General features: G+C 69.0%; 21 protein-coding genes and 1 pseudogene. 13 read left to right on the top strand and 9 right to left on the bottom strand.

Going from position 1 to position 24,436, the window contains the following annotated elements; translation table 11 throughout:
• Positions 1 to 132 precede the first annotated feature (132 nt).
• Together IEW34_RS06220 and IEW34_RS06215 are read right to left on the bottom strand one after the other, a co-directional pair.
• The gene (locus tag IEW34_RS06220; RefSeq protein WP_188608286.1) at positions 133 to 1,095 is read right to left on the bottom strand and encodes a pirin family protein; all 963 of its coding nucleotides are present in this window, start codon (positions 1,093 to 1,095) and stop codon (positions 133 to 135) included.
• Positions 1,096 to 1,530: 435 nt separating this feature from the next.
• Positions 1,531 to 2,583: an AI-2E family transporter gene (locus IEW34_RS06215; RefSeq protein WP_188608285.1), complete on the bottom strand. Its 1,053-nt coding sequence runs from the start codon at positions 2,581 to 2,583 to the stop codon at positions 1,531 to 1,533.
• 412 nt (positions 2,584 to 2,995) lie between these two features.
• Here IEW34_RS06215 and IEW34_RS06210 point away from each other — a divergent pair.
• From IEW34_RS06210 to katG, 3 genes and pseudogenes are all read left to right on the top strand, one after another.
• Positions 2,996 to 3,121 (top strand): annotated as a pseudogene (locus tag IEW34_RS06210) (LysR family transcriptional regulator); the annotation flags it as partial.
• Positions 3,122 to 3,306: 185 nt separating this feature from the next.
• Entirely contained in the window at positions 3,307 to 3,777 is a 471-nt protein-coding gene (locus tag IEW34_RS06205) for a Fur family transcriptional regulator (protein ID WP_188608284.1), read from the top strand.
• Complete coding sequence (gene katG / locus IEW34_RS06200; RefSeq protein ID WP_188608283.1) at positions 3,774 to 5,936, top strand: catalase/peroxidase HPI; 2,163 nt, start codon at positions 3,774 to 3,776, stop codon at positions 5,934 to 5,936. Before IEW34_RS06205 ends, katG begins: the two co-directional genes overlap by 4 nt.
• Before the next feature lie 82 nt (positions 5,937 to 6,018).
• On the opposite strand, the gene IEW34_RS06195 is transcribed toward katG, so the two are convergent.
• Positions 6,019 to 6,984 carry a GlxA family transcriptional regulator gene (locus IEW34_RS06195; RefSeq protein ID WP_188608282.1) on the bottom strand — a complete coding sequence of 322 codons (966 nt, stop codon included), beginning with the start codon at positions 6,982 to 6,984 and terminating at the stop codon, positions 6,019 to 6,021.
• Positions 6,985 to 7,201: 217 nt separating this feature from the next.
• Here IEW34_RS06195 and IEW34_RS06190 point away from each other — a divergent pair, with 217 nt between their 5' ends.
• Positions 7,202 to 7,843, top strand: coding sequence for an HD domain-containing protein (locus IEW34_RS06190; protein WP_188608281.1), 642 nt, complete (start codon positions 7,202 to 7,204; stop codon positions 7,841 to 7,843).
• On the opposite strand, the gene IEW34_RS06185 is transcribed toward IEW34_RS06190, so the two are convergent.
• Together IEW34_RS06185 and IEW34_RS06180 are read right to left on the bottom strand one after the other, a co-directional pair.
• Positions 7,815 to 8,666 (bottom strand): TylF/MycF/NovP-related O-methyltransferase, encoded by an 852-nt coding sequence (locus IEW34_RS06185; RefSeq protein WP_188608280.1) that lies wholly within the window; start codon positions 8,664 to 8,666, stop codon positions 7,815 to 7,817. The genes IEW34_RS06190 and IEW34_RS06185 overlap by 29 nt on opposite strands.
• A gap of 189 nt (positions 8,667 to 8,855) precedes the next feature.
• Positions 8,856 to 9,419, bottom strand: a complete 564-nt coding sequence (locus IEW34_RS06180) for an NADPH-dependent FMN reductase (RefSeq protein WP_188608279.1) — start codon at positions 9,417 to 9,419, stop codon at positions 8,856 to 8,858.
• 608 nt (positions 9,420 to 10,027) lie between these two features.
• Here IEW34_RS06180 and IEW34_RS06175 point away from each other — a divergent pair.
• On the top strand, positions 10,028 to 10,294 hold the full coding sequence (locus tag IEW34_RS06175) for a DUF2277 domain-containing protein (protein WP_188608278.1): 267 nt from the start codon (positions 10,028 to 10,030) through the stop codon (positions 10,292 to 10,294).
• A gap of 178 nt (positions 10,295 to 10,472) precedes the next feature.
• Complete coding sequence (locus IEW34_RS06170; RefSeq protein ID WP_188608277.1) at positions 10,473 to 11,756, top strand: O-acetylhomoserine aminocarboxypropyltransferase; 1,284 nt, start codon at positions 10,473 to 10,475, stop codon at positions 11,754 to 11,756.
• Positions 11,757 to 11,896: 140 nt separating this feature from the next.
• Here IEW34_RS06170 and IEW34_RS06165 read toward each other — a convergent pair whose 3' ends face one another.
• Positions 11,897 to 12,064 (bottom strand): hypothetical protein, encoded by a 168-nt coding sequence (locus IEW34_RS06165; RefSeq protein WP_188608276.1) that lies wholly within the window; start codon positions 12,062 to 12,064, stop codon positions 11,897 to 11,899.
• Between the two features lie 258 nt (positions 12,065 to 12,322).
• On the opposite strand from IEW34_RS06165, the gene IEW34_RS06160 reads away from it, so the two are divergent.
• Entirely contained in the window at positions 12,323 to 12,619 is a 297-nt protein-coding gene (locus IEW34_RS06160; protein ID WP_188608275.1) for a hypothetical protein, read from the top strand.
• A 72-nt stretch (positions 12,620 to 12,691) separates the two neighbouring features.
• On the opposite strand, the gene IEW34_RS06155 is transcribed toward IEW34_RS06160, so the two are convergent.
• Positions 12,692 to 13,804 carry a COX15/CtaA family protein gene (locus IEW34_RS06155; RefSeq protein ID WP_188608274.1) on the bottom strand — a complete coding sequence of 371 codons (1,113 nt, stop codon included), beginning with the start codon at positions 13,802 to 13,804 and terminating at the stop codon, positions 12,692 to 12,694.
• A gap of 113 nt (positions 13,805 to 13,917) precedes the next feature.
• Here IEW34_RS06155 and IEW34_RS06150 point away from each other — a divergent pair, with 113 nt between their 5' ends.
• Both IEW34_RS06150 and IEW34_RS06145 read left to right on the top strand, forming a co-directional pair.
• Positions 13,918 to 14,130, top strand: coding sequence for a DUF2842 domain-containing protein (locus IEW34_RS06150; protein WP_188608273.1), 213 nt, complete (start codon positions 13,918 to 13,920; stop codon positions 14,128 to 14,130).
• A 172-nt stretch (positions 14,131 to 14,302) separates the two neighbouring features.
• Positions 14,303 to 15,076 (top strand): hypothetical protein, encoded by a 774-nt coding sequence (locus tag IEW34_RS06145; protein ID WP_188608272.1) that lies wholly within the window; start codon positions 14,303 to 14,305, stop codon positions 15,074 to 15,076.
• A 99-nt stretch (positions 15,077 to 15,175) separates the two neighbouring features.
• Here the strand turns inward: IEW34_RS06145 and IEW34_RS06140 are convergent, their stop codons facing one another.
• Positions 15,176 to 15,613: a Crp/Fnr family transcriptional regulator gene (locus IEW34_RS06140; RefSeq protein ID WP_188608271.1), complete on the bottom strand. Its 438-nt coding sequence runs from the start codon at positions 15,611 to 15,613 to the stop codon at positions 15,176 to 15,178.
• Complete coding sequence (locus IEW34_RS06135; RefSeq protein WP_188608270.1) at positions 15,610 to 18,369, bottom strand: ABC transporter ATP-binding protein/permease; 2,760 nt, start codon at positions 18,367 to 18,369, stop codon at positions 15,610 to 15,612. The genes IEW34_RS06140 and IEW34_RS06135 overlap by 4 nt, the downstream gene beginning before the upstream one ends.
• Positions 18,370 to 18,748: 379 nt before the next feature.
• Between IEW34_RS06135 and IEW34_RS06130 the strand changes: the two genes are divergently transcribed.
• From IEW34_RS06130 to IEW34_RS06115, 4 genes are read left to right on the top strand one after another with little or no spacing between them, the layout of a single operon-like run.
• A complete protein-coding gene (locus IEW34_RS06130; protein ID WP_244641822.1) occupies positions 18,749 to 19,969 on the top strand; it encodes a glycosyltransferase family protein in 1,221 nt (406 codons plus the stop codon).
• 54 nt (positions 19,970 to 20,023) lie between these two features.
• On the top strand, positions 20,024 to 21,319 hold the full coding sequence (locus tag IEW34_RS06125; protein WP_188608268.1) for a glycosyltransferase: 1,296 nt from the start codon (positions 20,024 to 20,026) through the stop codon (positions 21,317 to 21,319).
• A 14-nt stretch (positions 21,320 to 21,333) separates the two neighbouring features.
• Positions 21,334 to 22,440 carry a glycosyltransferase family 4 protein gene (locus tag IEW34_RS06120; protein ID WP_188608653.1) on the top strand — a complete coding sequence of 369 codons (1,107 nt, stop codon included), beginning with the start codon at positions 21,334 to 21,336 and terminating at the stop codon, positions 22,438 to 22,440.
• Positions 22,437 to 24,401 (top strand): glycosyltransferase, encoded by a 1,965-nt coding sequence (locus tag IEW34_RS06115; RefSeq protein ID WP_188608267.1) that lies wholly within the window; start codon positions 22,437 to 22,439, stop codon positions 24,399 to 24,401. Before IEW34_RS06120 ends, IEW34_RS06115 begins: the two co-directional genes overlap by 4 nt.
• Positions 24,402 to 24,436 lie beyond the last annotated feature (35 nt).

The raw sequence follows: 24,436 nt of genomic DNA, 5'->3' as shown, positions 1-24,436 counted from the left end.
GCTGGCATGAACGGTGCCGCTCGTTCAGTCGCTCGCCCGGCGCGGCGCCCGCGCAGTGCGGGCGCGATATTCGCAGGAGGGCCGGTCCTCCCGGCCGCCCGGCATGGCGCCAGTTCCCTGATCGTGCCTGCGTCAGGGGTAGAACACACCTCCCGTAGCGCGCTGCGGGGGATCCTTCTTGTCGGGCAGCGGTATGAACTCGGCCTCGTCGCCGGGGACGGTATCGAAGCGTCCGCGCGCCCATTCCTCCTTGGCGGCCTCGATCCGCTCGCGCCGCGAGGAGACGAAGTTCCACCAGATGTAGCGCGGGCCGCCCAGCGGCGCGCCGCCGAACAGCATGAAGCGCGCGTCCGACCGGGCCTTGACGGTGATCGCGTCCCCCGCTCGCAGCACGAGGAGTTGCGCGGCCCCGAAGCTGTCGCCCGCCACATCGATCTCGCCCGAGATGGTATAGAGCGCGCGTTCTTCGTAGACGGCATCGATCGGCATTGACCGGCCTTGCGCCAACTGAACGTCGGCATAGAGCGTCTCGGACGCCGTCTGCAGCGGTGAAGTCTCCCCTAGCGCACTGCCCGCGATCAGACGCGCCGTCACCCCGTCGGCCTCGATCAGCGGCAGGGACTCGGCGCCGTGATGCAGGAACGCGGGATCATCTTCCTCGCGATCCTCGGGCAGCGCCATCCAGGTTTGGATGCCGAACAGGCGCTGACCATTTCGCCGGCGCTCAACGCTCGTGCGTTCAGAATGGACGATGCCGCGGCCGGCCCGCATCCAATTGACCGCGCCGGGCCGGATCGTCTGTTCGGTGCCAAGGCTGTCGCGATGCAAGATCTCGCCCTCGAAGAGGTAGGTCAGCGTCGCCAGATTGATATGCGGATGCGGACGCACATCGATGCCCTGGTCGGTGAGGAACTCGGCCGGTCCCATCTGATCGAAGAAGATGAAGGGTCCGACCATCTGGCGCTTGATCGACGGCAGGGCACGGCGGACCTCCATCTCGCCGAGATCGACGGCGCGCGGCACGATCAGGATTTCGACCGCCTCGGCTGTCGCGCGATCGCCGAGTGTGGGGTCGGGGCATGGGCTCCAGCTCACGGTCTGTCTTCTCCTCGATGAACGTCGCGGCGGGCCATGCGTGGCCCTCGCTGATCAGTTTGCGGAACCCTCCGTCGCGGTGGCGGAGGCGATGCAGAATATGTGGAGGCCGGCATCCCGTGCGGTTCAGTCCAGCGCCGCGCGATCACGCGAAAGCGCACCCAGATGCTCGCATGCTTTGCGCCGCGCCCCCAACCCGGTGCCAGGAAATCCGGCGTTCTGAATCTGCGAACGGAACATGGCTTGCGCAGCGGACGCGCCTGGTGACGTTCCACCACGCGCCGCGCGAAAGCCGGTCGTCCCCCGCCGCACCGAGGTCGAGACGAAGCCTGGGCGCGCCGCGCATGCCTCGCCCAACCGACATCACCGGCACCCGCCCCGATGACCTCGCTCGCCGTCGCGGACCGTCCCGTCGCCGCGGCCCTGCCCTTGGGGTCAAGGGCGCATCCGGTCGGCGGCGAACAGCGACCAGACGGCGATGAACAAGGCGGCGATGAGCGGGCCGAGGACGAAGCCGTTCATGCCGATGGCCGCGATCCCGCCGAGCGTGGAGACGAGCACCACATAGTCCGGCAGCCGGGTGCCCCTGCCGACGAGCGGCGGCCTCAGCAAGTTGTCGATGGTGCTGATGATGAAGATGCCAACCGCGAAGAGGATTGCGCCCTTGAGGTAGGCGCCCGACAGCAGCAGATAGAGGGCCACCGGACCCCAGATGAGAAAGGCACCGACCGCAGGCAACAGCGACAGCACCGCCATGAGGACGCCCCACAGCAACGGCGCATCGACGCCGAGCAGCCAGAACGTCACGCCGCCGACCGCGCCCTGGATCATCGCGATGATGACGTTGCCCTTGACCGTCGCCTTCACGACCTCCGCGAACTTGGCCAGTATGTGGTCGGTGTGGTGCCGGCTCAGCGGACTTGCGTTACGGATCGTGACCGCCAGCCGTGTGCCGTCGCGGAACAGAAAGAACAGGACGTAGAGCATCACGCCGAGGCTGATGACGAACTGCGCCGTGTTCTGGCCGATGGCCACCGCCCGCGTGGCGATCGCCTGAGCGGCCTGGCCGAGGAAGGATGTAAGCCGGCTCTGGATCTCCTCGATGCTGCCCAGGTCGAGTGCAGACAAGGCATCGATTACGAAGGACGGCAGTGCACCGCGGATCTGATCCACCATCGCGGCCGCATCGAATTCCCGCGAGCTGACGCGGCCGTACAGGCTGGTGGCCTCCGTGGCGAGGGAACCGAGCACCAGCGAGCCCGGAATGACCACGATGCAGATGCAGGCCAGCACGCTCACCGCGGCGGCCAGGTTGGCTCGGCCGCCGAAAGCCCTCTCAAGCCTGCGCTGGAGGGGATGGAACAGGATCGCCAGGATGACCGCCCACAAGATCGCGCCGTAGAACGGCAGGAGCAGCCAGACGAAGGCCGCCGTCACCAGGACGATCAGCGCGACGAAGCTTGCTTTCTGGATGGTGGGTGCCTGCATCAGGCCGCCGTCCGCGCTGTCACGGTCTCACGCTCCCCTCGCCGAAAGCAGACGCCGACGGACGGTGGCAGGGCCCCCACCGGCGTTCGTCGGTTATGCCACACCCATCATCCCATCGGCATTCGTTGTCCAGAGGGGCTTGCGAGCGCCCAAGGCCGGCGCGGCGCCAAGGAGAGCATGCCGCGAGGTCGCGTATCGGACGATCGTCGATCGTGGGAGAAGCCCGAGCGGCGGTCGCCGGACGGCCCTCCCCGCCCCACCCCATGACCGGCCCCGGCCCTGGCGACCTACTCTGGTTGCGGCCCGCCGCCGCGATACTCGTCGTCGGAGACCTTGTTCATCCAAGTCACCACGCTCCCGTCGCGCGCTTCAGCAACCGCGAAATGCACCATCGGGCCGTCAGCAGCCGCACCGCCTCGTCCGCGTCCTCGAGGACTGGTGTCCGCCCTTTCCGGGCCACTATCTCTATTATCCGAGCCGCCGGCACACGTCCCCTGCCTTCAGGCTCCTCGTCGAGGCCCTGTTCTACCGGCCGTGAGCCGCGCTCGCGCCGTTTCTCGCCCTGCCCGCCGCGCGCAGGTTCATGAAGGCGTCGTTCGCCCCTGCCAAGCTGTCGCCCGCATCTCCCCGACCCCAGCCAAGCTTTTCGTCCGCGCCGTGGATGCCCTAAATTTTAGTCACTAGCTATCTTGAATTAGTAAAATTAGAAGCTATGCTGTAGCTATGCAGCAGTCACCGGGCCATCCCTCCCACGACGATGACTGGGCGCAAACCCTGAGAGCCAAAGGGCTGCGCGCCACGGCTCAGCGCATGGCGGTGCTCGAATTTCTGCACCATCATCCGCACACGGACGCCGAGGCCATCTTTCAGGCCGTCCGGTGCTCGCTGCCGACAATTTCCCTTCAGGCCGTCCATCTCATCGTGCTGGACCTTTCAGGCAAGGGCCTGATCCGTCGGATCAGCCTGCCGGATTCGGCCAGCGCCCGTTATGAGACACGCATTGAAGATAACCACCACCACATTCAATGCATCCGATGCGGGCGTATTGAAGACGTTGACTGTATTGTTGGGCACGCTCCGTGTCTCGAGCCACATGACAATCACGGCATGCGGATTATCGAAGCCAGCATCGTCTTTCGCGGCGTTTGCCAAAGCTGTGACGCTGAATTCGAAGAAAAGGATGAACATCTGTGACGACTGAAGCCAAATGCCCGTTTTCTATCGCCGGCGGCACTCAGAGCAGCGCCTGGTGGCCCAAGCGGCTGCACGTCGAGTTGCTGAACCAGCATTCGACCAAGTCCGACCCGCTGGACACGACCTTCAATTACCGCGAGGAGTTCAAGAAGCTCGACTACGAGGCGCTGAAGAACGACCTGCGCAAGCTGATGACCGACTCGCAGGACTGGTGGCCTGCCGACTTCGGCCACTACGGACCCCAGTTCATCCGTATGTCGTGGCACGCCGCGGGCACCTACCGCCTGGCCGATGGCCGGGGCGGCGGCGGCCGTGGCCAGCAGCGCTTCGCTCCGCTCAACAGCTGGCCTGACAATGTCAACATCGACAAGTCACGCCGCCTGCTCTGGCCGATCAAGCAGAAGTACGGCCAGAAGATCTCCTGGGCGGACCTGCTGATCCTTACCGGCAACGTGGCGCTGGAGACCATGGGCTTTCGCACCTTCGGCTTCGGCGCCGGCCGCGAGGACACGTGGGAGCCGGACCTGGACGTCAACTGGGGCTCCGAGACGGCCTGGCTGACCCACCGCACGCTCGAGAGCTTCGATGCGCCGTTGAGCGCCACCGAGATGGGCCTGATCTACGTCAATCCGGAGGGCCCCGGCGCCAACGGCGACCCGCTGTCCGCCGCCAAGTTCATCCGCGAGACCTTCGCGCGCATGGCGATGAACGACGAGGAGACGGTCGCGCTGATCGGCGGGGGCCACACCTTCGGCAAGACCCACGGCGCCTCGGCCGAGTCCCACAAAGGACCCGATCCGGAAGGCGCCGGCCTCGAAGCGCAGGGCCTGGGCTGGATCAGTGCCTATGGCTCCGGTAGCGGCGCCGACGCTATCGGCAGCGGCCTGGACGTCACCTGGACACAGACGCCGGCCCAGTGGAGCAACTTCTTCTTCGAGAACCTGTTCAAGTACGAATGGGTGCAAACGCGCAGCCCGGCCGGTGCCATCCAGTGGGAGGCCAAGGACGCCGAGGCCGTCATTCCCGACGCGCACGATCCGTCGAAGAAGCGCAAGCCGACCATGCTGACGACCGACCTGTCGCTGCGCGTCGACCCGATCTACGAGAAGATCTCCCGCCGCTTCCTGGAAAACCCGCAGGCCTTTGCCGAGGCGTTCGCGCGCGCCTGGTTCAAGCTGACCCACCGGGATCTCGGCCCGCGCGAGCGCTATCTGGGCCCGGAAGTGCCCAGGGAAGTCCTCGTCTGGCAGGATCCGGTGCCCGCTGTCGATCATCCAGTGATCGACGAGGCGGACGCCGCCGCGCTCAAGGCCACGATCCTGGCCACGGGTCTCACCGTGTCCGAGCTGGTCGCCACCGCCTGGGCCTCGGCCTCCACCTTCCGCGGCGGCGACAAGCGCGGCGGCGCCAACGGTGCGCGCATCCGCCTGGCGCCCCAGAAGGACTGGGAGGCCAACCAGCCCGAACAACTGGGCAAGGTGCTGGTGGAGCTGGAGCGCATCCAGCGCGACTTCAACTACAAGGCGAGCGATGGCAAGAAGGTCTCCCTGGCCGACCTGATCGTGCTGGCCGGCAATGCCGGTGTCGAGCAGGCGGCGAAGTCGGCCAGCTACGATGTGACCGTGCCGTTCACGCCCGGCCGCACCGATGCCTCGCAGGATCAGACGGACGCCGCTTCCTTTGCCGGGATGGAGCCGGTCGCGGACGGCTTCCGCAACTACCAGAAGGCGGGGCTCGCCGCGCCCGCCGAGGTGTTCCTGATCGACAAGGCGCAGTTGCTCACCCTGACGGCGCCCGAACTGACCGTGCTGATCGGGGGCCTGCGCGCGATCAACATCAACGCCGACGGGTCAGCCCATGGCGTGCTCACCGACCGCCCCGGCGCGCTGACCAACGACTTCTTCGTCAACCTCTTGGACATGGCGACGCAGTGGAAGCCCGTCTCCGACGCCAATGACGTGTTCGAGGGGCGCGATCGCAAGACCGGCGAGACCAAATGGACCGGCACCCGAGTCGACCTCGTGTTCGGCTCGAACTCGGTGCTACGAGCCCTGGCGGAGGTTTACGCCAGCTCGGATGCGAAGGAGAAGTTCGTCAACGACTTCGTCGCGGCCTGGACCAAGGTGACCAACCTCGATCGCTTCGATCTGGCGGCCTGACCAGCTCGGGGGGTCAAGCAGCCGCCTCCGGGCCGGGAACGGCTCGGAGGCGGCTCGATCTGCTGAAGGTCTCGCACCAACCTCAGGCTGACCTGAAGCTGGCGCGGTACTGCGCCGGCGACACGCCGAGCCGTTCCCCGAATACGATGCGCATGCGGTCCGCCGACCCGAAGCCACACGCATGGGCCACGGCCTTGAGCGGTTGATCGCTGGCTTCCAGCAGATACCGCGCCGCGTCGACCCTGGCGCGGTCCACGAACTCGTGCGGCGTGACCCCGGTGGCCTGCGCGAAGTGACGCGCGAAGTTGCGCGTGCTCATGCCGACCTCGCGAGCCAGAGACCGGAGCGTGTGCCGGTCACCCACGTGGGCCATCACGTAGGCCTGCGCGCGGGCGATCGGGGATTCGCCGTGGACGGGCGCCGTCAGGTAGGGGCTGAACTGCGACTGGCCGCCCTGCCGCTGGGCGACGACGACCAGCCGCTTGGCCACGGCGACGGCGACCTGCGGCCCATGCCGCTCGCCAATGAGCGCCAGCGCCAGATCGATCCCCGCGGTGATGCCGGCCGAGGTCACCAGCCGGCCGTCACGGATATGGATACGGTCGTGCTCCACCAGGGCGGCAGGAAACCGTGATGCAAGCAGCTGCGCATTCTGCCAGTGGGTGGTTACCCTGTGGCCGTCCAGCAGTCCGGCGTCGCCGAGCGCGAAGGCCCCCGTGCAGACGGAGCCGTAGAGGCCGGCACGCGTTGGGGCGCCGCGCAGCCATTGCGTCAACCCCGGCTCCGGCGCCGACTGCGGAAGGGCGGGGCCTCCGGCGACCAGTACAATCGCGAATTCGCCCTGCGCCTCCGCGAAGCTGGTATCGGCGGCGATGCGCATGCCGTTGGAGGCGCGCAAAGGCTCCCGGCCGGGCCCGACCAACACGGTCTCGTACCTGTCATCGGGCGCAATGAACGCGTTGGCTTCGGCGAACGCGTCGAGCGGACCAGCCACGTCGAGCGCCTGGACGCCCTCGTGGATCGCGACCGCCACTCTCTGAACCGCCATGCCACCCCCCAATCCGCCGCTGGCGCGAATTGCCGTGCGGTTGGCGCGATCCGGCGGACAGACCGCGTTGCGACGGCGGCTGCGAACAACCACAAAAGGACCGGCAGATCGAGCTTCGTCCCCTGAGCGCGACGCCGATGAACCCCGGACGACGGCAGCCCCGTGCGCGTGGATTCACGCCGCGGCCCCGTCTTGCCAAATGAAGGAGTGTCGTCAATTGACCGAGATCATCGCCGGCATACGTGTCCCCGACAGCGCCCTGACCCGGGCCGCGACTCAACTCGTCCGCGATAGCGAGGACGATCTGCTCTACAACCATAGCCGCCGCGTGTTCCTGTGGGGCGCGCTGGCCGGCGAGCGACGCGGCCTCAGCTATGACCCGGAGCTTCTCTATGTCGGAGCGATGTTCCACGACATGGGGCTGACGGAAGCTTACGCGAGCCCTGACCTGCGCTTCGAAGTCGACGGCGCCAACGCGGCCCGTCAATTCCTAACGGGCTATGGCGTGGTGGAGCGCGACATCGAGGACGTGTGGGCGGCGATCGCGCTTCACACCACGCCCGGCATACCCGAGCACATGCGCCCCACCGTCGCGCTGCTGACGGCGGGCGTGGAGATGGACGTGCTCGGCATGGCCTATGACGACTTCACGCCGATGCAGCGTGACCACGTCTGCGCCCACCACCCGCGCGAGCACAATTTCAAGGAGAACGTCATCGATCACTTCGCGAACGGCATCATCAAGAAGCCGCTCACGACGTTCGGCAACGTCAAGGCCGACGTGCTGGCGCTCAAGGACCCGAGCTACAGACGGATGAACTTTTGCAACATCATCCTGGGGTCGCCATGGCCGACGTGACGCGCTTCTCGCCGTGCTTCGCCCCGCCGCGCGTCACCAGAAACACCCGCGCCTGCGGCAGGTAGGCCGGCAGCGGCGTGGCCGACAGCTCAGGGAAGGCGGCGAGAAACTCGTCGAACGCCTCTTTCTGGCCGATCTCGCCGATGTCCGATCGCCATCCCCAGTCATCGAAGAAGATGACGGCGACATCGCCAATCAGCGGTTCGCAGAAGAACAGGGCGTCGCGCGATGCCGAATAGATGTCGCAGTCGACCATGATGAGGCTGGCTTGCTCGAGCTTCAGGGCACGCCGCGTCTGCGCGGTGAGCGTATCCTTGAACCAGCCTTTCACCAAATTGACCCGGCGCAGATCGACACCCTTGCGCTTGAGATAGGTGCGCGTGGTGCCGAGCGCGGAGCCATAGGCGCCCGGCTCCCACATGCTGCCGCCCTCCTCGGCTGCCTCCGGCGGCAGCCCCTCGAACGAGTCGAAGCCGATGAGGCGGACATCCCCCAGCTGTTCCGCCGCCAATGCGTGATGCATGCAGGCGAGCGACGTCCCCCGGCTGACGCCGAACTCGAGATAGTCGCCGATGATCCGACCCGAGCCGCGCAGCTTGAGCTCGTTGATGGCTTGCCGGCAGCACGCGGTGAAATCGTCCTCCGGGACGAGCGGCGCCCAACGCCACAACACCCGCGCCTTCACGGCACGTTTCAGCCGCCGCACCTGGACGTTCAATGCCTCGCGGGAGCGCCGTACGCTGCCGCCGAGGACTGCTCCCCACGCCTCGAAGCCGTCCACAAGGATCGAAGCTTCGTCGAAGAACAAGACCCCTTCGATCATGCCGGCGCCTCTACCGATCGATGTTGGATCCCATCATGGTTCGATGAGGTCGGCCCGCATCCTAGGGCGCAAAGGTCGCACCCCGTTCCGTCATAAGACGTACGCATCATCGCCAAAGAGACAGAGGCCGGCGGCCAGACCGCCGCTGCCGCCCTTCCGCCCGCGGCCAGAACCGCCGGGATGGTCGGGTCAGGTTGCCCGCGCGCCTTCGACGAAGCTCAGGAAGCCGGCGAGGAAAGCCCGCAGCCGCTCCCGAGTCGGCTCGTCGGTCAGTTGCCCGTCATGGTCGAACAGGCTGCCGGCCCGCGAGGCGAGCAGCCGGCCCTCGAACCACGGGCGGGTGCCGAGGGTCCTGAGCACGCCGAGCCAGGCGTCCTGCGCCAGTATGGTGCCGAAGCCGCCAGGCGAAGCGCCGATCACTGCCACCGGCTTGCCGCCGAAGACCCGGCCGATGTCGTCGGCGGGGCGCGAGGCCCAGTCGATCATGTTCTTGAACACGCCGGGCAGGCCATTGTTGTATTCCGGCGTCGCCAGCAGCACGCCGTCGGCCGCGACGACGGCGTCCTTCAGCGCCACGACCGCCGGCGGCAGGCCTTCGGCTGCCTCGACATCGGCGTTGTAGAGCGGGATGCCCTCGGGTGTGAGCACCGACAGGCTTGAGCCCTCCGGCACGAGAGGTACGGCCGCCCGCAGCAGGCCGGTGTTGAACGACTGGCGCCGGAGGCTGCCGGAGAGGCCGAGTATGTGGACCATCGTCGTCCTCCTTGCGATGCGGGCCGCCAGGCCACGCTGGCGGCGTCCGCCGTTATCCGCCGCCTCGCTTCCAGGCGTCCTGACTGCTTCTGGTACTGCGGCGGCGGTGGCGAGGCCAGCGTCTCGATTGGGCGGCGCAGGCGGACGGCCTGCTGAGCCGGCCCCGCTGGAGATCGGCCAGACAGTGCCGGCCGCGCCGCCGTGTTGGATGATGCCGGGCGGCCTTCGCGAGCGCGCCCCGTGCTCACGGCAAGCCGACCTTTTACCGAACGCTTGGGCGGGAAGGTCGTCGTGCCCAGGGCTCGGGGCTCGCCAAGGCTCCGCAAACCGGACATGCTGCCGACCACCGAGATCGACGCCGCCATTACCCGCGCCGTCGACGAACGGCGGCGTCCCGGCGACAGCAGCTCGGCGGCGCCGTCTCGCGCCTGTTCGGCTTCTCGGCCATCCGCACCCGGCTCCGCACGGTCCGTTCCGACCGGATGGATCACCAAGCGGAGTTGGGCGTCTGACCCTCGAGGGCGACCTCGTCGTGCGCGGCGAGGCCCCCGCATGAGGTAGCCGACGCGGCCGTCGGTGGAACGAGGCCGCCGTCTCTGGAGCTCACCATGTGCCGCAGCATCCGCACGCTCTTTAACTTCGAGCCCGGCGCGACGGAGGACGAGATCCGCGCCTCCGCGCTGCAATTCGTACGCAAGTTGAGCGGCTTCGCACGGCCCTCGAGGGTCAACGAAGAGGCCTTCGACCGCGCCGTCGACGAGGTCGCGGAGGCGGCCCGCCGCCTGCTGGCATCGCTGGAGACCTCCCAGCCGGCCCGCGACCGCGCCACCGAGGCCGCCAAGGCGCGGGCCAAAGCCAGGGCGCGCTACGCCTGACGTGCCCGACGCGCTCGCGCCCTCACCCTGGGCTGGCGGGAGCGCCGCGTTATCAACAGCGAGGCCCTCGCCGGCATCGGCCGGCTCAAGGCACAACCCGGTTTCCGCGTCGCGCCGGATGCTCTAAGACGGCGCCTCCGGCACGCGGCTGCCGCGGCTGGCAATGGGAGGACCACAGATGTCGCAACAAGGCCCGGGCTTCGCCACGCTCGCAGTCCACGCCGGCGCCCAGCCGGATCCGACGACCGGGGCGCGGGCCACGCCGATCTACCAGACCACCTCGTTCGTGTTCGACGATGTGGACCATGCGGCCTCGCTCTTCGGCCTGCAGGCGTTCGGCAACATCTACACGCGCATCGGCAACCCGACCAATGCCGTGCTCGAGGAGCGCGTGGCGGCGCTGGAGGGCGGCACCGCGGCGCTCGCCGTCGCCTCCGGCCACGCCGCCGAATTTCTCACCATGCACGCGCTGATGCAGCCCGGCGACGAGTTCATCGCCGCCACCAAGCTCTACGGCGGCTCGATCAACCAGTTCAACCACTCCTACAAGAATTTCGGCTGGAACGTCGTGTGGGCCGATCCCGACGATCCGGCCGCCTTCGAACGCGCGCTCAGCCCCCGCACCAAGGCGATCTTCGTCGAGTCGATCGCCAACCCGGGCGGCGTCATCGTCGACATCGAGGCGATCGCCGTCATCGCCAAGAAGGCCAAGGTGCCGCTCATCGTCGACAATACCATGGCGACGCCCTACCTGTGGCGGCCGTTCGAGCACGGCGCCGACATCGTCGTCCATTCGGCCACCAAGTTCCTCGGTGGCCACGGCAATTCGATCGGCGGCCTGATCGTCGACGGCGGCACCTTCGATTGGGCCGGCGACGACCGTTATCCCATGCTCTCGAAGCCGCGTCCGGAGTACGGCGGCATGGTCCTGGGCGAGACCTTCGGCAACTTCGCCTTCGCGATCGCGACGCGCGTGCTGTCGTTGCGCGATCTCGGCCCGGCGCTGTCGCCGTTCAACGCCTTCCAGATCCTCACGGGCATCGAGACCCTGCCGCTGCGTATGCAGCGCCAGTCGGACTCCACCCTCGTCGTCGCCGAGCATCTCGCCCGTCACCCGGCGGTGTCCTGGGTCAGCTATCCCGGCCTCGCCAGTGACGCCTACCACGAGCTCGCGCGCAAGTACGTGCCCAAGGGCGCCGGCGCCGTGTTCACATTCGGCCTGAAGGGTGGCTACGACGCCGGGGTCAAGCTGGTCGGGGCGCTGGAGCTGTTCTCCCACCTCGCCAACATCGGCGACACCCGCTCGCTGGTCATCCATCCCGCGTCCACGACGCATCGGCAGCTGGCCGACGCCCAGAAGATCGCCGCAGGCGCCGGCCCCGACGTGGTCCGGTTGTCGATCGGCCTGGAAGAGCCCGCCGACCTCATCGCCGACCTTGACCGGGCGCTGAGCGACGGCTGATCTCCGACGGGGGAACTCCCCTTCAGTCGCCCGCGATTGGATGGAACCCCCTTGCGCTCGGAAGCGCTCGAGATTCAGTGAGCTAGAGCATCTCTGTGCCATTGGATGGTCTTATCCAATGGCGCAAAGCTCCAGGCAGATCACACGCGGCGGCGATTTTGCGCCACCAGACGCTGTTCCTGCGCCGGGGCCTTGAACAGGTGGCGAAGCACCGCCGCTGGCGAGGATTTCTGGGCGACGGTCGCCGACACGATTGCCGTGGCGACAACCCCGATCGGAACGCCAGCCGGCTGGATGATCGTTACCATGACGTGCTCCAAGCACATGCGTTCAGGCGAACCCTAGCCCTCGCGCAGTTGCAGCTCGGTGTAGCCGGCTCCTCGAAGCCTGGCCTCCCCTTGCCGGCGCCGCCGCCGACGCACCCGAACGATGGCACCGCGCCGGCCCCGTTGCGGTGTCCGAGCACACGCGAAGGGCCGGAGCGTTCCTCTAGGTTCCCCGTACTGTTAGAACTAGGTCGAAAAGCTCAGCGGGCCACCGCCGAGCAGATGGGCGGGGATCGACACGTGACCATGCATGATGGATGGAGCCGGCGCGGTGCGCGGCGAGGGCTGGCTGCGGCCGCAGTGCTGACATTCGCCGCGACATCAGCGCTGGGACAGCCGATTCGACCGTCCGATCGCGTCGCCACCGTGCACGAGCTCTACGTCGGCCCGGCGACGGTGCAACGCACAGCAGCTTCCGCGCCCTGCCCGACGAGGCCGGTCCGCGTCGTCTACGCGGGCTACGGCGAGCCGACGACGGTCTGCCCCGACAGCTATGCCAACGGCAATCTCAGTCAGCCCGGCCCGGACAACCGCTGAGCCACGGTCAAGGCTGCCACCGGCGCACAACCGCGGATCAAGCTGCTCCGCGCACGCTGAATGGCGCGCCTTTCAACGCGCCAGCGCGGCCGACGCGCGCAGCGGAGCGGCGGCGAGACCGATGCGGCGTGCGTGGATCACCGCCACCGCCAGCACCGCCACGGCGCCGAGCTGATGCAAGAGCCCGGCCCAGAGCGGCACTTGGAGCAGCAACGTCAAGATGCCGAGCACCGCCTGGAGGCCGACGATCACGGCGAGCATTGCCGCCCGGCGAGCCGCCGGCCGGCCGCCGGCGTGGCGCGCGGCATCGACCGCATGGGAAAGCGCCAGGGCCAGCAGTGCGTAGGCGCCAACCCGATGGTCGAACTGTACCGTAGCCACGGTGCCGAAGAGGTTCAGCCACCAAGGGGTGAGCGGCCACAGCACCTGCGGCCCCGGCACCAGCTGGCCGTCCATCAGCGGCCAGGTGTTGTAGATCAGGCCGGCGTGCAGACCGGCGACGAGCGCGCCGAGCCCGATCTGGATAAAGCTGAGCCCGACGAGCAGCCAGGCGGTTACCCGCAGGCGGGTGGGTGCCGCCGGCTCGGCGCGCGGCCGCAGTCCGACCCACACCGCCAGCACCGCGGCGAGCACCAGGCAGGCGGCGAGGAGGTGCAGCATCAGCTTCACCGGAGCGACGGCCGTCATGCCGGGCTGCAAGCCCGAATGGACCATGATCCAGCCGATCGCCCCCTGCAGCCCGCCGAGCATGCCGATACCAGCCAGAATCCAGAGCAGTCGGCCGCGAACCGTGCCGCGCACGGCGAAGACGACCAGCGGCAGGATGTAGACCAGCCCGATCAGGCGCCCGAGGAGGCGATGCGTCCACTCCCACAGGAAGATGAACTTGAACTCGGACAGGGCCATGCCGGCGTTGAGCAGCTTGTATTGCGGCGTCGCCCGGTATTTGGCGTACTCCTCGGCCCAGGCGGCGTCCGACAAGGGCGGGATGGCGCCGGTTACTGGCTTCCACTCGGTGATCGACAGGCCTGATCCGGTGAGCCGCGTCGCCCCACCGAGGATCACCATGGCGACCACGAGCAGCGCCACCACGGCAAGCCAGGCGCGCACCGCCGCCATCCGATCCGCGGCGGGAGCTGCGGCAGCGGGCGCCGCGGGCGGCTGGGACAGGGCGGAGATGGTCATGCGCCCGACTTAGGTCTGTGGCGCACCCAGGGCAACGCGTGCTACCGCCGCAGCCGGATCGGAGCGGTTCGAGGCAGCGGCCCGGCGCGCCAGCAGCATCAGCAGGAGAAGCCATGCCCCGCAGCCAGCGCAAACTCATCGGCTCGATCGGAATGATCATCTTCGTCGTGGTCTACGCCCTGGTCGTGATGGTGGTCGCCCAGGGCCGCATCCAGGAGGCGCCCAAGCTGGCACAGACGGCGTTCTTCCTCGTCGCCGGGCTCATCTGGATCGTCCCGCTGCTGCCGCTCATCCGCTGGATGGAGCGCGCCGACCGCGACGGATGACGCGCCGAGCCGCAGTGGCACGGCGGCCGCGGATGCCTGCCGCAGCCGCTCGGGACAGAGGCCCGAAACGGCCCGCCACATGGCCCCTTGCCGCCTCGGACAGGCCCGATTTCTGCCTGAAAGCTCGGCAGAGTAGCGGACAACCCAACGTGGTATCCGCTTGCGAGGCCCCGTGCTCGAACTGGCACGCCGAATTCAGGTTGAGACGCCGCGGTTTGCCGTGCACCTGTTCATCGGCGCCTCGGCGCTGTTCGCGGCCGCCATGGTGCAGCACAACCTCGCCCGCGCGGGAAAGCCGCCGCGGACGCTGCCGTCGTTCACCTCGGTTGCGGCCGACGGCAAGTTCGAGGCCCGCTCCAACGGCACCTTCGCCTTCGACGTGGGGCGGGGCCTGAACCTCCTGCCCCAGCCACCGACCACGTTCAGCTTCGCCGGCGATCTCGGGGGCCGAGATTTTCCCGCCCAGGCCGTGCGGGTGGCGGTGGCGAGAAGGTCTGTGGAGGCCGCGGCCGTGTCACTGGGCCCCAAGCCCGCGCCGGCGCGGGCGCCTGCTGCGGCCCCGGTCGTCGCCTCATCGCCGGCGCTGGCGCCGCTTCCCCCACAGCGGACGCCGATATCGCCGCCGGCGCCCGAGCCCGACAGCCTGACCAGCTTCAGCGATCGCATGCTGGCGATGATCGACGACCAGATCGGCTCCGGTAAGCCGGCGCCGCAGCGGGCAGTCGAGCCGACCCGGATCACGCTCGGGAGAACGAATGCCGCGCTCAGGCCGCCGCGGCCGATCCCCAGCCCGCTCGCCGTCGCCGAGCGGGAGCGCCCCCGCGACGGCGGCTTCCGGGTGAACTTCGATGCGGTGTCACCCCGCGCGCTCGTCGATTCCGGGCTGGCTACGCTGCGCGAGGTCGGCAAGACCTCGGATCGGCTGATCGCCGGGCTGCTCGACTGATCGGCTTGTGCGCGTCGCGATCGGATCAAGCCCCTCGATTTGAGGGACGCACCGGGCGGGCACGACACCGTCAGTCGGACAGACCGGGGACGGCGCCGTCTACTGCCGCGCCAGGCGGGCGTTGGTGCGCTCCAGGCGCTTGGCGAGCTCGCGCATCACGGCGATGGCCATTTGCGGGAACTGGCTGAGCAGCTCGATGAAGACGTGCTTGTCGATGCGCAAAGCGATGACCTCGCCCTGGGCCGTCACCGTCGCCGAGCGAGGAGTTTCGGCCAGCACCGCCATTTCGCCGACCAGGTCGTTGCGGCCGAACTCGGCCACCTTGAGCTGACCGTTCGGCGTTTCCAGCAGCACGTGCGCGACACCGTCGAGGATCACGTAGGCGGCATCGCCCGCATCCCCCTGCGAGAAGAAGCGCTGGTCCGGGGCGAAGTTCACCCGCTCACTGGTGAAGGCGAGCAGCTTGAGGCGCGCGGCATCGATGTCCTTGAACATCGGCACCAGACGCAACGTCTGCACTTCCGTTTCGAGGGTCATATCCGATTCCCCACAATGGCGGGCTCGCGCTCGGCGCCCCCCCGCTCCTGCCCGTCCTGATCATCGGGCTCGCTCTGCCCGTTCGCGCCGGCACGGCCTCCGCGGACGATATGCGGCTGTGTCCCTTCGAAGCGCACGAGCATCTCGAAGTGACGTGGATCGGCCTGATCCTCGCGACGCAGCACGGCGACGATCGACCTGTCGCGGAAACGCTCCACGATCGCCTCGAGCATCGGCTTGATCTGTGTATCACCGAAAGCCGAGAACACGCCGTCCAGGATGAGCACGTCGGGCTGCTTGGCAAGGCAGCGGCCGAGATAAACCGCAGCGCGCTGTGGCTGCGACAGCAGCCGGCCGGCCGGCCCGATCTGATAGTCGAGGCCGACGCGCTCCACGTCGAGCCTGAGCCCGAGCTCGTCGATCAGGGTGGTCATCATGGCCGTCACGCGCGGCTGGGCGTCGGCGACGTTGTAAGCGGCGCGGCCGAACAGCAGATTGTCGCGCAAGGGCGCGGCGCCGCAGACGGCCTGGTCGTCGTAGAATTCGACCATGCCCTTCCAGATGCTGTCCTCGAGCGCCTCGTGGAAGGCATGGCGGGCCTGGAGCATGCGCTCGCGCAGGCCGTCGTCGAGCATGCCGAGACGGTGGCGCGGCTCGATATAGTCGAGCGGCAGCGCGATCAGCCGGCTGCGGTCGTCGCCGACGAGGCCAGCTTCGCCCCGAACCGTCCAGCGGCGCACAATCTCGTCATACTCGTCGAGCTCGTCGGCGGCGATGAACGAGAACTGCTCGAACAGCGGATGGCCGGGCGGCAGGTCGCGGAAGATCTCCGACATGGTGGTGGCGATGCGAGCGCCGATGCGCAGCAGGTCCGGGGTCAGCCGACCGGCATCGAGGACCTTGCGAACGACCGGATTGGCGGCGAGGCCCCGTCCCTTGAACGGCTGCCCGAGCGGCACGCCGAAGAGCAGGTTCTCGCCGATCGTCGCCTGCGTGTTGTAGCGGTCGATATCGAACGTCTCGACGAGATGGGCGACGCCGGCGTCGGCCATCTGGTCGCGCAGTTGATGGCGCGCCTCGATCAGGCGCTCGGCAAGCTCGGGATAGCGGTGCGGATCGACCCGGCCGAGCAGACCGAACCGGAACAGCGTGTCGTGCAGCCCGACCATGCTGAGGATGTTGATCAGATATTGGTCGAGCTCCTCCTCGTCGGAGACGCCGACCGCGGCGAAGTCGACCCATTCCGCGCCGGGCGTAGGCAGAGGGTTGCCGGTTCGCAGGGCCTCGCTGCGGCGGATGCGCTCCGCCGCGCTGTCAGCGTCGCCGCCGGACTTGGGCTGGCGGCGCAGGCCGTAGATCAGGTTGTCGCGGAGCGATCCGGGAAACAGCACCGGGTCGGGACCGGCATAGGCCAGGCGCCGGCCGATGACCGATTCGGGGATGCGGGAGAGATCCTGACCGCCATAGAGGATGCGGCCGCGGTAGTCGGTGATGCGCCGCGCCAGCACCCTCGCCACGGCACTGGCTGCCAGCGTCCCGTCACCGACGAGGGCCAGATGCACGGGCAGTTGCTGCTCGAAGCTCAGATGCTCGAGGATGGGAGTCCCGTGCGCATCGGTGATCTGGAGGTCTTCGGCCTTGACCGGGCCGGTGAGGTGTGGCGCCTCCTCGGCGGGCTCGAACATCTCCGTCGGGAACAGCCGGTCCGGCGAGAACTGCTGGACCACCTGGTCGTATTTGATCTGGACGTCGAGACGCTGCTGATCCCAGTCGATCAGCTCCTTGAGCGGCGGCGGCAGATCGCGATAGGCGGCGATGACGGCGACGAGCTGGCCGATGTCGAGCGTGCCCTTGAGCGCGAAGTAACCGCCGACCGCGTAGAAGAAGAACGGCGTGATCTGCGCCAGCAGGTTGTTCAGGAACTTGACCAGAAACTTCCATTTATAGATGCGGAAGCGCAGGTCGAAAAGCTCATAGAGGCGCTGCCCCATGTCCGCCTTTTCCCAGGCGGTGGCATCATGCACGTGGACGGCCTCCAGCCCGTCCACCACTTCGCCGACCTTGCCGGCAAGGCGCCGCGAGAGCAGCTGCCGCTGCTTGCCGAGGCGCAGCTGGATGCGGCGCATCCGCGGAATGACCGTGAACTGCACCGCTACGATGCTGCCCGCGATGATGCCGAGCCAGAGGTTCTGCATCAGGATGAAGGCCATCGCAGTGAGCGCCTGCGAGCCCAGCAGCATGGGCGCCACCAGGGCATCGCCGATGAAGCCGCCGACTGGCTCCACCTCGTCCTTGATCATCGTCGCCGTTTCCGACGACTTGACCGTACGCAGCGTCTCCGGCTGAAACCGGAGCGTGATGGCGAACAGGTCGAAGCGCAGCCGGCGCAACATGCGCTCACCCAGCGCGCCCTTGGCGACGTTGATCCAATACTTGAACGCGCCGTTGATCAGCACGAAGAACAGGAACAGGCTCGACAGGCCGAACAGCAACCCGAGCTGGCCCACGTCGAGGCCGTGAAAGAGCTCGACGTGACGGCCGCCGAGAAACCCCGGGAGATCGAAGCTGATCTCGAAGAACGTGGTGGAGGTCTTGCCGCTCTTGAAGGCGCCGCCCTGAATCGCCTCGTTGACGATGCGCTTGGGCAGATCCAGCGACCAGTAGTAGAACGGCAACGACGCGAGCACGACCGCGAAAATGACGAGCTGATCGCGGCGGGAGTGGCGCCAGATGTACCGGAACAGGCTTCGCTCCAAAGCCCTCTCCGCGGGTTTCGACAGCCGACTGGCTGAGTTAAAGGCAAAATGGGCGAATGCAAAGGGGGCCCTGTCGGGGGGATGCGCCGGTCGGGAGACGTGCTAACGTGGAGCGTGAGGGAAGCCGATGCTTCCACGATCCGAACACACGCGGGGGGCGCGATGACGGACGGCCGACAAGGAGCGCTTGCGCTCGGGTGGACGTGTCCGAGCCATCGGACATGGCATATGCCCTGCCATGCCGAAGCCGGTGCGCTCGGACCCGCAGGGCCCGGCCCGGTCTTTCATGCGGCGGCGATCATGCGTCGACATGCACGCTTGCGTCCGGTCCGCACGCCGTAACCAAAGAGCTCCGTTCGTCTTGCCCGAAGAGTTTCCCGTGGATGCAACGAGTCTTGCCCGCGTTCTGATCTACAGCCACGACACCTTCGGGCTGGGCCACCTGCGACGCTCCCGTGCCATCGCCAATGCGCTCGTCGCGGGCCAACCCGACGTCTCGGTCATCATCATTTCCGGCTCGCCGGTCATCGGCAATTTCGAGTTCCGCTCGGGTGTCGACTATGTCCGCATCCCGGGCGTCGTGAAGCTCGCCAACGGCGACTACCGCACGCTCAACCTCGGCATGGGCATCGACGAAGCGGCCGCGCTGCGAGGCGACATCATTCGCCAGACGGTGGAGAGCTTCCGGCCCGACATGGTGATCATCGACAAGGAGCCGACCGGCTTCCGCGGCGAGGTCATGGGCGCGCTGGACCGGGCCAAGGCGCGCGGCGCCCGTATCGTGCTCGGCATCCGCGACATCATGGACGAGCCGTCGCGCCTGGTGCCCGAATGGGAGCGCAAGGGGGCGGTCGAGGCGCTGAAGGCCTATTACGACGACATCTGGGTCTATGGCCTCAAGGACATCTACGAGCCGCTCGCCGCCTTCGACCTGCCCCGGCATATCCTCGACCGCATCACCTACACCGGCTATTTGCGCCGCGGACTGCCGCGCGACCCCGAGCTCAACCCGCACCCGAAGATCACGAAGCGCCCGTTCATCCTCGTCACCAGCGGCGGCGGCGGCGACGGCGAGGACATGCTGGACTGGGTGATCAGCGCTTACGAAGCCGATCCCCGGCTCTCCGTGCCCGCCCTCATCGTGTTCGGCCCGTTCATGGCGCGGGAGCGCTGCAAGGCGTTCATGGAGCGCATCGCCAGGCACCCCTGCCTGGAGGCGTTGTCGTTCGACAGCAAGCTCGAAACCCTCATGAACAAGGCCACCGCCGTGGTCGCCATGGGCGGCTACAACACCTTCTGCGAGGTGCTTTCGTTCAACAAGCCGGCCCTGATCGTGCCACGATGCAAGCCGCGGCTCGAACAGTACATCCGCGCCGTGGCGGCCGAGCGGCTCGGCCTCGTCAGCATGATCGTCGAGCAGGGCGGGCGCCGCGACCCCCTGCGCATGGCCGAGGCCCTGCTGCGGCTGCCGAACCAGCGCCGCCCCGGCGATGCCATCGTGCCGGGGCTGCTCGACGGCACCGACGCGGTGCGGCGGGACTTCGCCCGATGGCTCGACCATCGCCAGCCGCCGATCGCGCGCAGCCACGCGGCGGAGTGACCCAGCCGATGGGGCGGAGCCGACATTCGCTTGGCGCGCGGGCCGCACACTGAGATGCGCACACCAGCCGGGGCGCACGTCGCCGTCGTCGTCAAGGGCTATCCGCGCCTGTCCGAGACCTTCATCGCCCAGGAGTTGCTCGAGCTGGAGCGGCGCGGGCTGGCGCTGGCGATCTGGTCGCTGCGACGGCCGACGGACAAGGCCGTGCATCCCATGCACCGCCAGATCACAGCGCCCGTGACCTACCTGCCGGAGTACCTGCATCGGGCGCCCCTGCGCGTGCTGCGCGGGACGGCCTGGTCGGTCCGCCGGCCCGGCTTCGGCACGCTGCTGCGCACCTTCCTCGCCGACCTGCGGCGCGATTTCACCGTCAATCGGGTGCGGCGGCTCGGACAAGCCTTCGTCTTCGCCCGCGAGTTGCCGGCGACAGCGCAGCACGTGCACGTGCACTATCTGCACACGCCCGCCTCGGTGGTTCGCTACGCAGCCCTGCTGCGCGGCTTCGGCTGGAGCTTCTCGGCCCATGCCAAAGACATCTGGACCACGCCGGACTGGGAAAAGCGGGAGAAGATTGCCGCCTCGACCTTCGGCGTGACCTGCACGGCGGCCGGCCACCGCGTGCTGGCCGCGCTGGCGCCGCAGCCGGAGCGGGTTGCGCTCGCCTATCACGGCCTCGACCTCACGCGTTTCCCCGCACCGCCGGAGGCACGGCCGCCGCGCACGGGCGCGGAGCCGGCCGATCCGGTGCGGATCGTGTCGGTGGGGCGAGCGGTCGCCAAGAAGGGGTTCGGCGACCTGCTGAGGGCGCTCGCGGCCCTGCCGCCCGACCTGCACTGGCAGTTCGCCCATGTGGGCGGTGGCGAGATGCTCGGCGAGCTCAAGGCACAGGCCGCGGAGCTCGCCATCGCGGGCCGAACGGCGTTCCTCGGGGCGCGCCCGCAGCCGGACGTGGTCGCCCTGCTGCGCGAGGCCGACATCTTCGTGCTGCCGGCCAAGCGCGCGCGCTCCGGCGACCAAGACGGCCTGCCCAACGTCGTCATGGAGGCGGCGAGCCAGGCGCTGGCCATCGTCGCCACCGCCTTTGCCGGCATTCCCGAGTTCGTGCGCGACGGCGAAGACGGCGTGCTGGTGCCGCCCGAAGACTGGGAGGCGCTCGCCAACGCCGTCAATCTCCTGGCGCGCGAGCCCGAGCGCCGCGAAGCGCTCGGGCGCTCGGCCTTCGCCCGGCTGGAAGGCCGGTTCGGCATGGCCGAGGGGATCGACCTGATCGAATCCAGGCTCAGGACAGCGCTGGGATCGCCGGCCGCGGCGGCACCGGCGGCGCGCCGCGCCCATGGCGCCGCGCCGTGACCGGGCCGATCCCCATGGCCTTCTATGCGCCGCTCAAGGCGCCGGACCATCCGGTGCCCTCCGGGGACAGGACGGTGGCGCGCAATCTCCTGCGTGGGCTCTCGGCGGCCGGCTTCGCTCCGGAGGTCTTCTCGCGCCTGCGCTCGCACGATCCGGCCGGCGACGGGGACCGGCAGCACGCCATCCAGGTCGAGGCGGAAGCCGAGGCGCGAGCCATCGTCGCCCGCTGCCGAGCGGCGCCGGAGCATGCCCGGCCGCGGCTGTGGTTCACCTATCACGTCTACTACAAGGCGCCTGACTGGATCGGCCCCGCCGTGGCGCGTGCCATGGCGCTGCCCTACGTGGTCGCCGAGGGGTCTCGGGCCGGCAAGCGCGCAGCCAGCCCCTGGCGACTGGGCCACGCTGGCGCCGAAGCGGCGCTCGATCAGGCGGCGCTGGTGTTCGTGCTCAACGAAGCCGACCGCGACGGCCTGGCGCGGGCCCGGCCGCCGGGCCAGCGGCTGGTCGCGCTGCCGCCGTTCGTCACTACCCTCCCCGCCGAGCCGGTGGCCCGAACCGCGGCGGCGGGGCCGGCGCGGCTGCTCGCGGTGGCGATGATGCGCGAGGGCGACAAGCTCGCTTCCTACCGGCTGCTCGCCGATGCCCTCGGTCACCTCGAGCCCGCGAGCTGGACCCTCGACATCGTCGGCGATGGACCAGCCAAGCCCGAGGTGGAACGCCTCTTTGCCGCCTTCGGCGCGCGCGTCGCGCTGTGCGGGGCGATGAGCGGTGCTGCGCTCGATGCCGCCTATGCAAGCCACGACCTGCTGCTTTGGCCGGCGGTCAACGAGGCCTTCGGCATGGTGCTGCTGGAGGCCCAGGCGGCCGGATGCCCGGTTGTCGCCGGGCACTTCGGCGGCGTCGCCGGCGTCGTCCGCGACGGCATAACCGGACGGCTGACGCCCCCCGGGGACGCGCCGGCCTTCGCCGCCGCCACGGCGGCCCTCATCGCCGCGCCGGCCCAGCGGCGAGCCATGGGCGTCGCCGCGCGCCGCTTCGTCGTCCAGGAGCGCAGCCTCCAGGCCACGGCCGGCATATTGCGCGAGAGCCTGCTCGGCCTCCTCGGCGGGAGCCCGTCATGAGCCTCCGGATCCTGATCGCCGTCACGCACCTCCTCGGCGTCGGTCATCTGACCCGTGCGGCGGCCATCGGCCGGGGACTCGCCGGTCGCGGCCATGCGGTGACGCTGGTATCGGGCGGACGCCCGGCGCCCCTCGTGCGCACGGACGGGCTGCGGCTGGTGCAGCTCGAGCCGGTGCAGGTCCGCGGCACCGCTTTCGCCACTCTCCTCGACGCGGCGGGTACCCCGCTCACGGCCGCCGCGGCCGCGCGCCGGCGTGCGGTGCTGCGGGCCACCTACGACGCCGTGCAGCCCGACGTCGTCATCACCGAGCTATACCCATTGGGCCGGCGCGTGCTTGCCGACGAGTTCACGGTTCTGCTGGAGGCGGCGCGGGCATCCGCCGTGCGCCCGCTGGTGCTGGCCTCTGTGCGCGACATCCTGGCGGCTCCGAGCAAGGCCGCCCGGCTGGTCCAGGCCCACGACATTCTGCGCAGCTTCTACGACGGTGTCCTCGTTCACGCCGATCCGGCGGTGGTGCCGCTCACCGCGTCCTGGCCCGTCGCCGCCGATCTTGCCGAACGCCTGCGCTACACCGGCTATGTCGACGACCCGCCGCCGGGCATGGCCGCAGAGCCGGTGCCCAGCGGCGAAATCGTCGTCTCGGGGGGCGGCAGCGCGGCGGGGCAGACGCTCTTTGCGACGGCGCTCGCGGCGGCGGCGCGCGACCCCGCCCGCCGCTGGCGCCTGCTCGTCGGCCAGGGGGTCGGCGCGGATCTCTTCGCCGCCTGGCAGGCGCAAGCGGCCAACGTCGCCGTCGAGCGCGCCCGGCCGGATTTCCGCGCCCTGCTGGCACGTTGCGCCGTCTCGGTAAGCCAGTTCGGCTACAACACGGCACTGGACCTGATCGCCACCCGCGCCCGGGCCGTTGTCGTGCCCTTCGCCGACGGTGGCGAGACGGAACAGAGCGAGCGCGCCGCTTTGTTCGCCGCGCGGGGCCTGGTGACGGCGCTCGATGGCGCCAGCCTCGACCCGGGGACGCTGCTTGCTGGCGTCGATGCGGCGCTGCGCCGTCCTGCCCCCGACGCCTCCGGCATCGCTATCGACGGCGCCACGCGTACGGCCGAGATCGTGGAGAAATGGGTCGCCGCCCGCCCGGCCCGGGCGCCGGCGCGCCTGCGCCGCTTCGACTTTACCCCCCTCGTGGCGGCGATCGAGCGCCATCCCGGCACCGGCCCGCTGCCGTTCTGGTGGCGCGACGACGACGCCATCGTGACCACCCGGGCGCTGACGCGGCTCATTGCGGTCGCCCGGCGCTACGCCGCGCCGCTCGCCGTCGCCTCGATCCCGGGCCGTGCGCAGGCGGAGCTAGCCGAGGCGCTCGCCGGGAAGCCCATGGTGACCGTGCTCGTGCACGGGCTGACCCACGCCAATCACGCGCCCCCCGATCAGAAGAAGGCGGAGTTCGGCGCCCACCGCGGCATCGACGAGCTCGCCACCGAGGCCGCCGGCGCCCTGAACCTGGCCCGCCGGCGCTTCGGCGCCGCCCTGCTGCCGGTGTTCGTGCCACCGTGGAACCGGGTGGCGCCCGCACTGGTCGAGCGGCTGCCGGGCCTCGGCTACGGCGGGCTGTCCACGGCCAACGATCGCACCGCGCCCGAGCCGGTGCCGGGGCTGCGCCAGGTCAACACCCACATCGACCCCATCGACTGGCACGGCACGCGCAGCCTGGCTGACCCCGAGCGGATCGTCGCCGATCTGGCGCGGGCCGTCGCGCACCGCGCCGGCGCCGCCGAGCCTGAGCCGATCGGCCTGCTCACCCACCATCTGGTGCACGACGATATGATCTGGTCCTTCGTCGAGGAGTTGCTCGCCACCCTCGCCGGTCACGCTGGCGCGCGGATTGCTAGCGCCCCGTCCATGTTCGCGGCGCCCCTGCCCGGACCGGGCCCTGTCGATGACGGCCGGAGTAGGCTTTTTTGATGATCCATCTTGCGGATAGCCGATGTAGTATGGCG

The sequence above is a fragment of the Chelatococcus reniformis genome (genome assembly GCF_014640075.1).
Lineage (GTDB): Bacteria > Pseudomonadota > Alphaproteobacteria > Rhizobiales > Beijerinckiaceae > Camelimonas > Camelimonas reniformis.
Note: the sequence above shows the minus strand (reverse complement) of the source record. Positions and strands in the feature narration are given on the sequence as shown.

Bases quoted from the DNA above. Each gene is read 5' to 3' on its own strand.
- IEW34_RS06215 (WP_188608285.1), bottom strand. From the start codon at position 2,583: ATGCAGGCACCCACCATCCAGAAAGCAAGCTTCGTCGCGCTGATCGTC.
- IEW34_RS06205 (WP_188608284.1), top strand. From the start codon at position 3,307: ATGCAGCAGTCACCGGGCCATCCCTCCCACGACGATGACTGGGCGCAA.
- IEW34_RS06195 (WP_188608282.1), bottom strand. From the start codon at position 6,984: ATGGCGGTTCAGAGAGTGGCGGTCGCGATCCACGAGGGCGTCCAGGCG.
- IEW34_RS06185 (WP_188608280.1), bottom strand. From the start codon at position 8,666: ATGATCGAAGGGGTCTTGTTCTTCGACGAAGCTTCGATCCTTGTGGAC.
- IEW34_RS06180 (WP_188608279.1), bottom strand. From the start codon at position 9,419: ATGGTCCACATACTCGGCCTCTCCGGCAGCCTCCGGCGCCAGTCGTTC.
- IEW34_RS06175 (WP_188608278.1), top strand. From the start codon at position 10,028: ATGTGCCGCAGCATCCGCACGCTCTTTAACTTCGAGCCCGGCGCGACG.
- IEW34_RS06170 (WP_188608277.1), top strand. From the start codon at position 10,473: ATGTCGCAACAAGGCCCGGGCTTCGCCACGCTCGCAGTCCACGCCGGC.
- IEW34_RS06165 (WP_188608276.1), bottom strand. From the start codon at position 12,064: ATGGTAACGATCATCCAGCCGGCTGGCGTTCCGATCGGGGTTGTCGCC.
- IEW34_RS06155 (WP_188608274.1), bottom strand. From the start codon at position 13,804: ATGACCATCTCCGCCCTGTCCCAGCCGCCCGCGGCGCCCGCTGCCGCA.
- IEW34_RS06150 (WP_188608273.1), top strand. From the start codon at position 13,918: ATGCCCCGCAGCCAGCGCAAACTCATCGGCTCGATCGGAATGATCATC.
- IEW34_RS06140 (WP_188608271.1), bottom strand. From the start codon at position 15,613: ATGACCCTCGAAACGGAAGTGCAGACGTTGCGTCTGGTGCCGATGTTC.
- IEW34_RS06125 (WP_188608268.1), top strand. From the start codon at position 20,024: ATGCGCACACCAGCCGGGGCGCACGTCGCCGTCGTCGTCAAGGGCTAT.
- IEW34_RS06120 (WP_188608653.1), top strand. From the start codon at position 21,334: ATGGCCTTCTATGCGCCGCTCAAGGCGCCGGACCATCCGGTGCCCTCC.
- IEW34_RS06115 (WP_188608267.1), top strand. From the start codon at position 22,437: ATGAGCCTCCGGATCCTGATCGCCGTCACGCACCTCCTCGGCGTCGGT.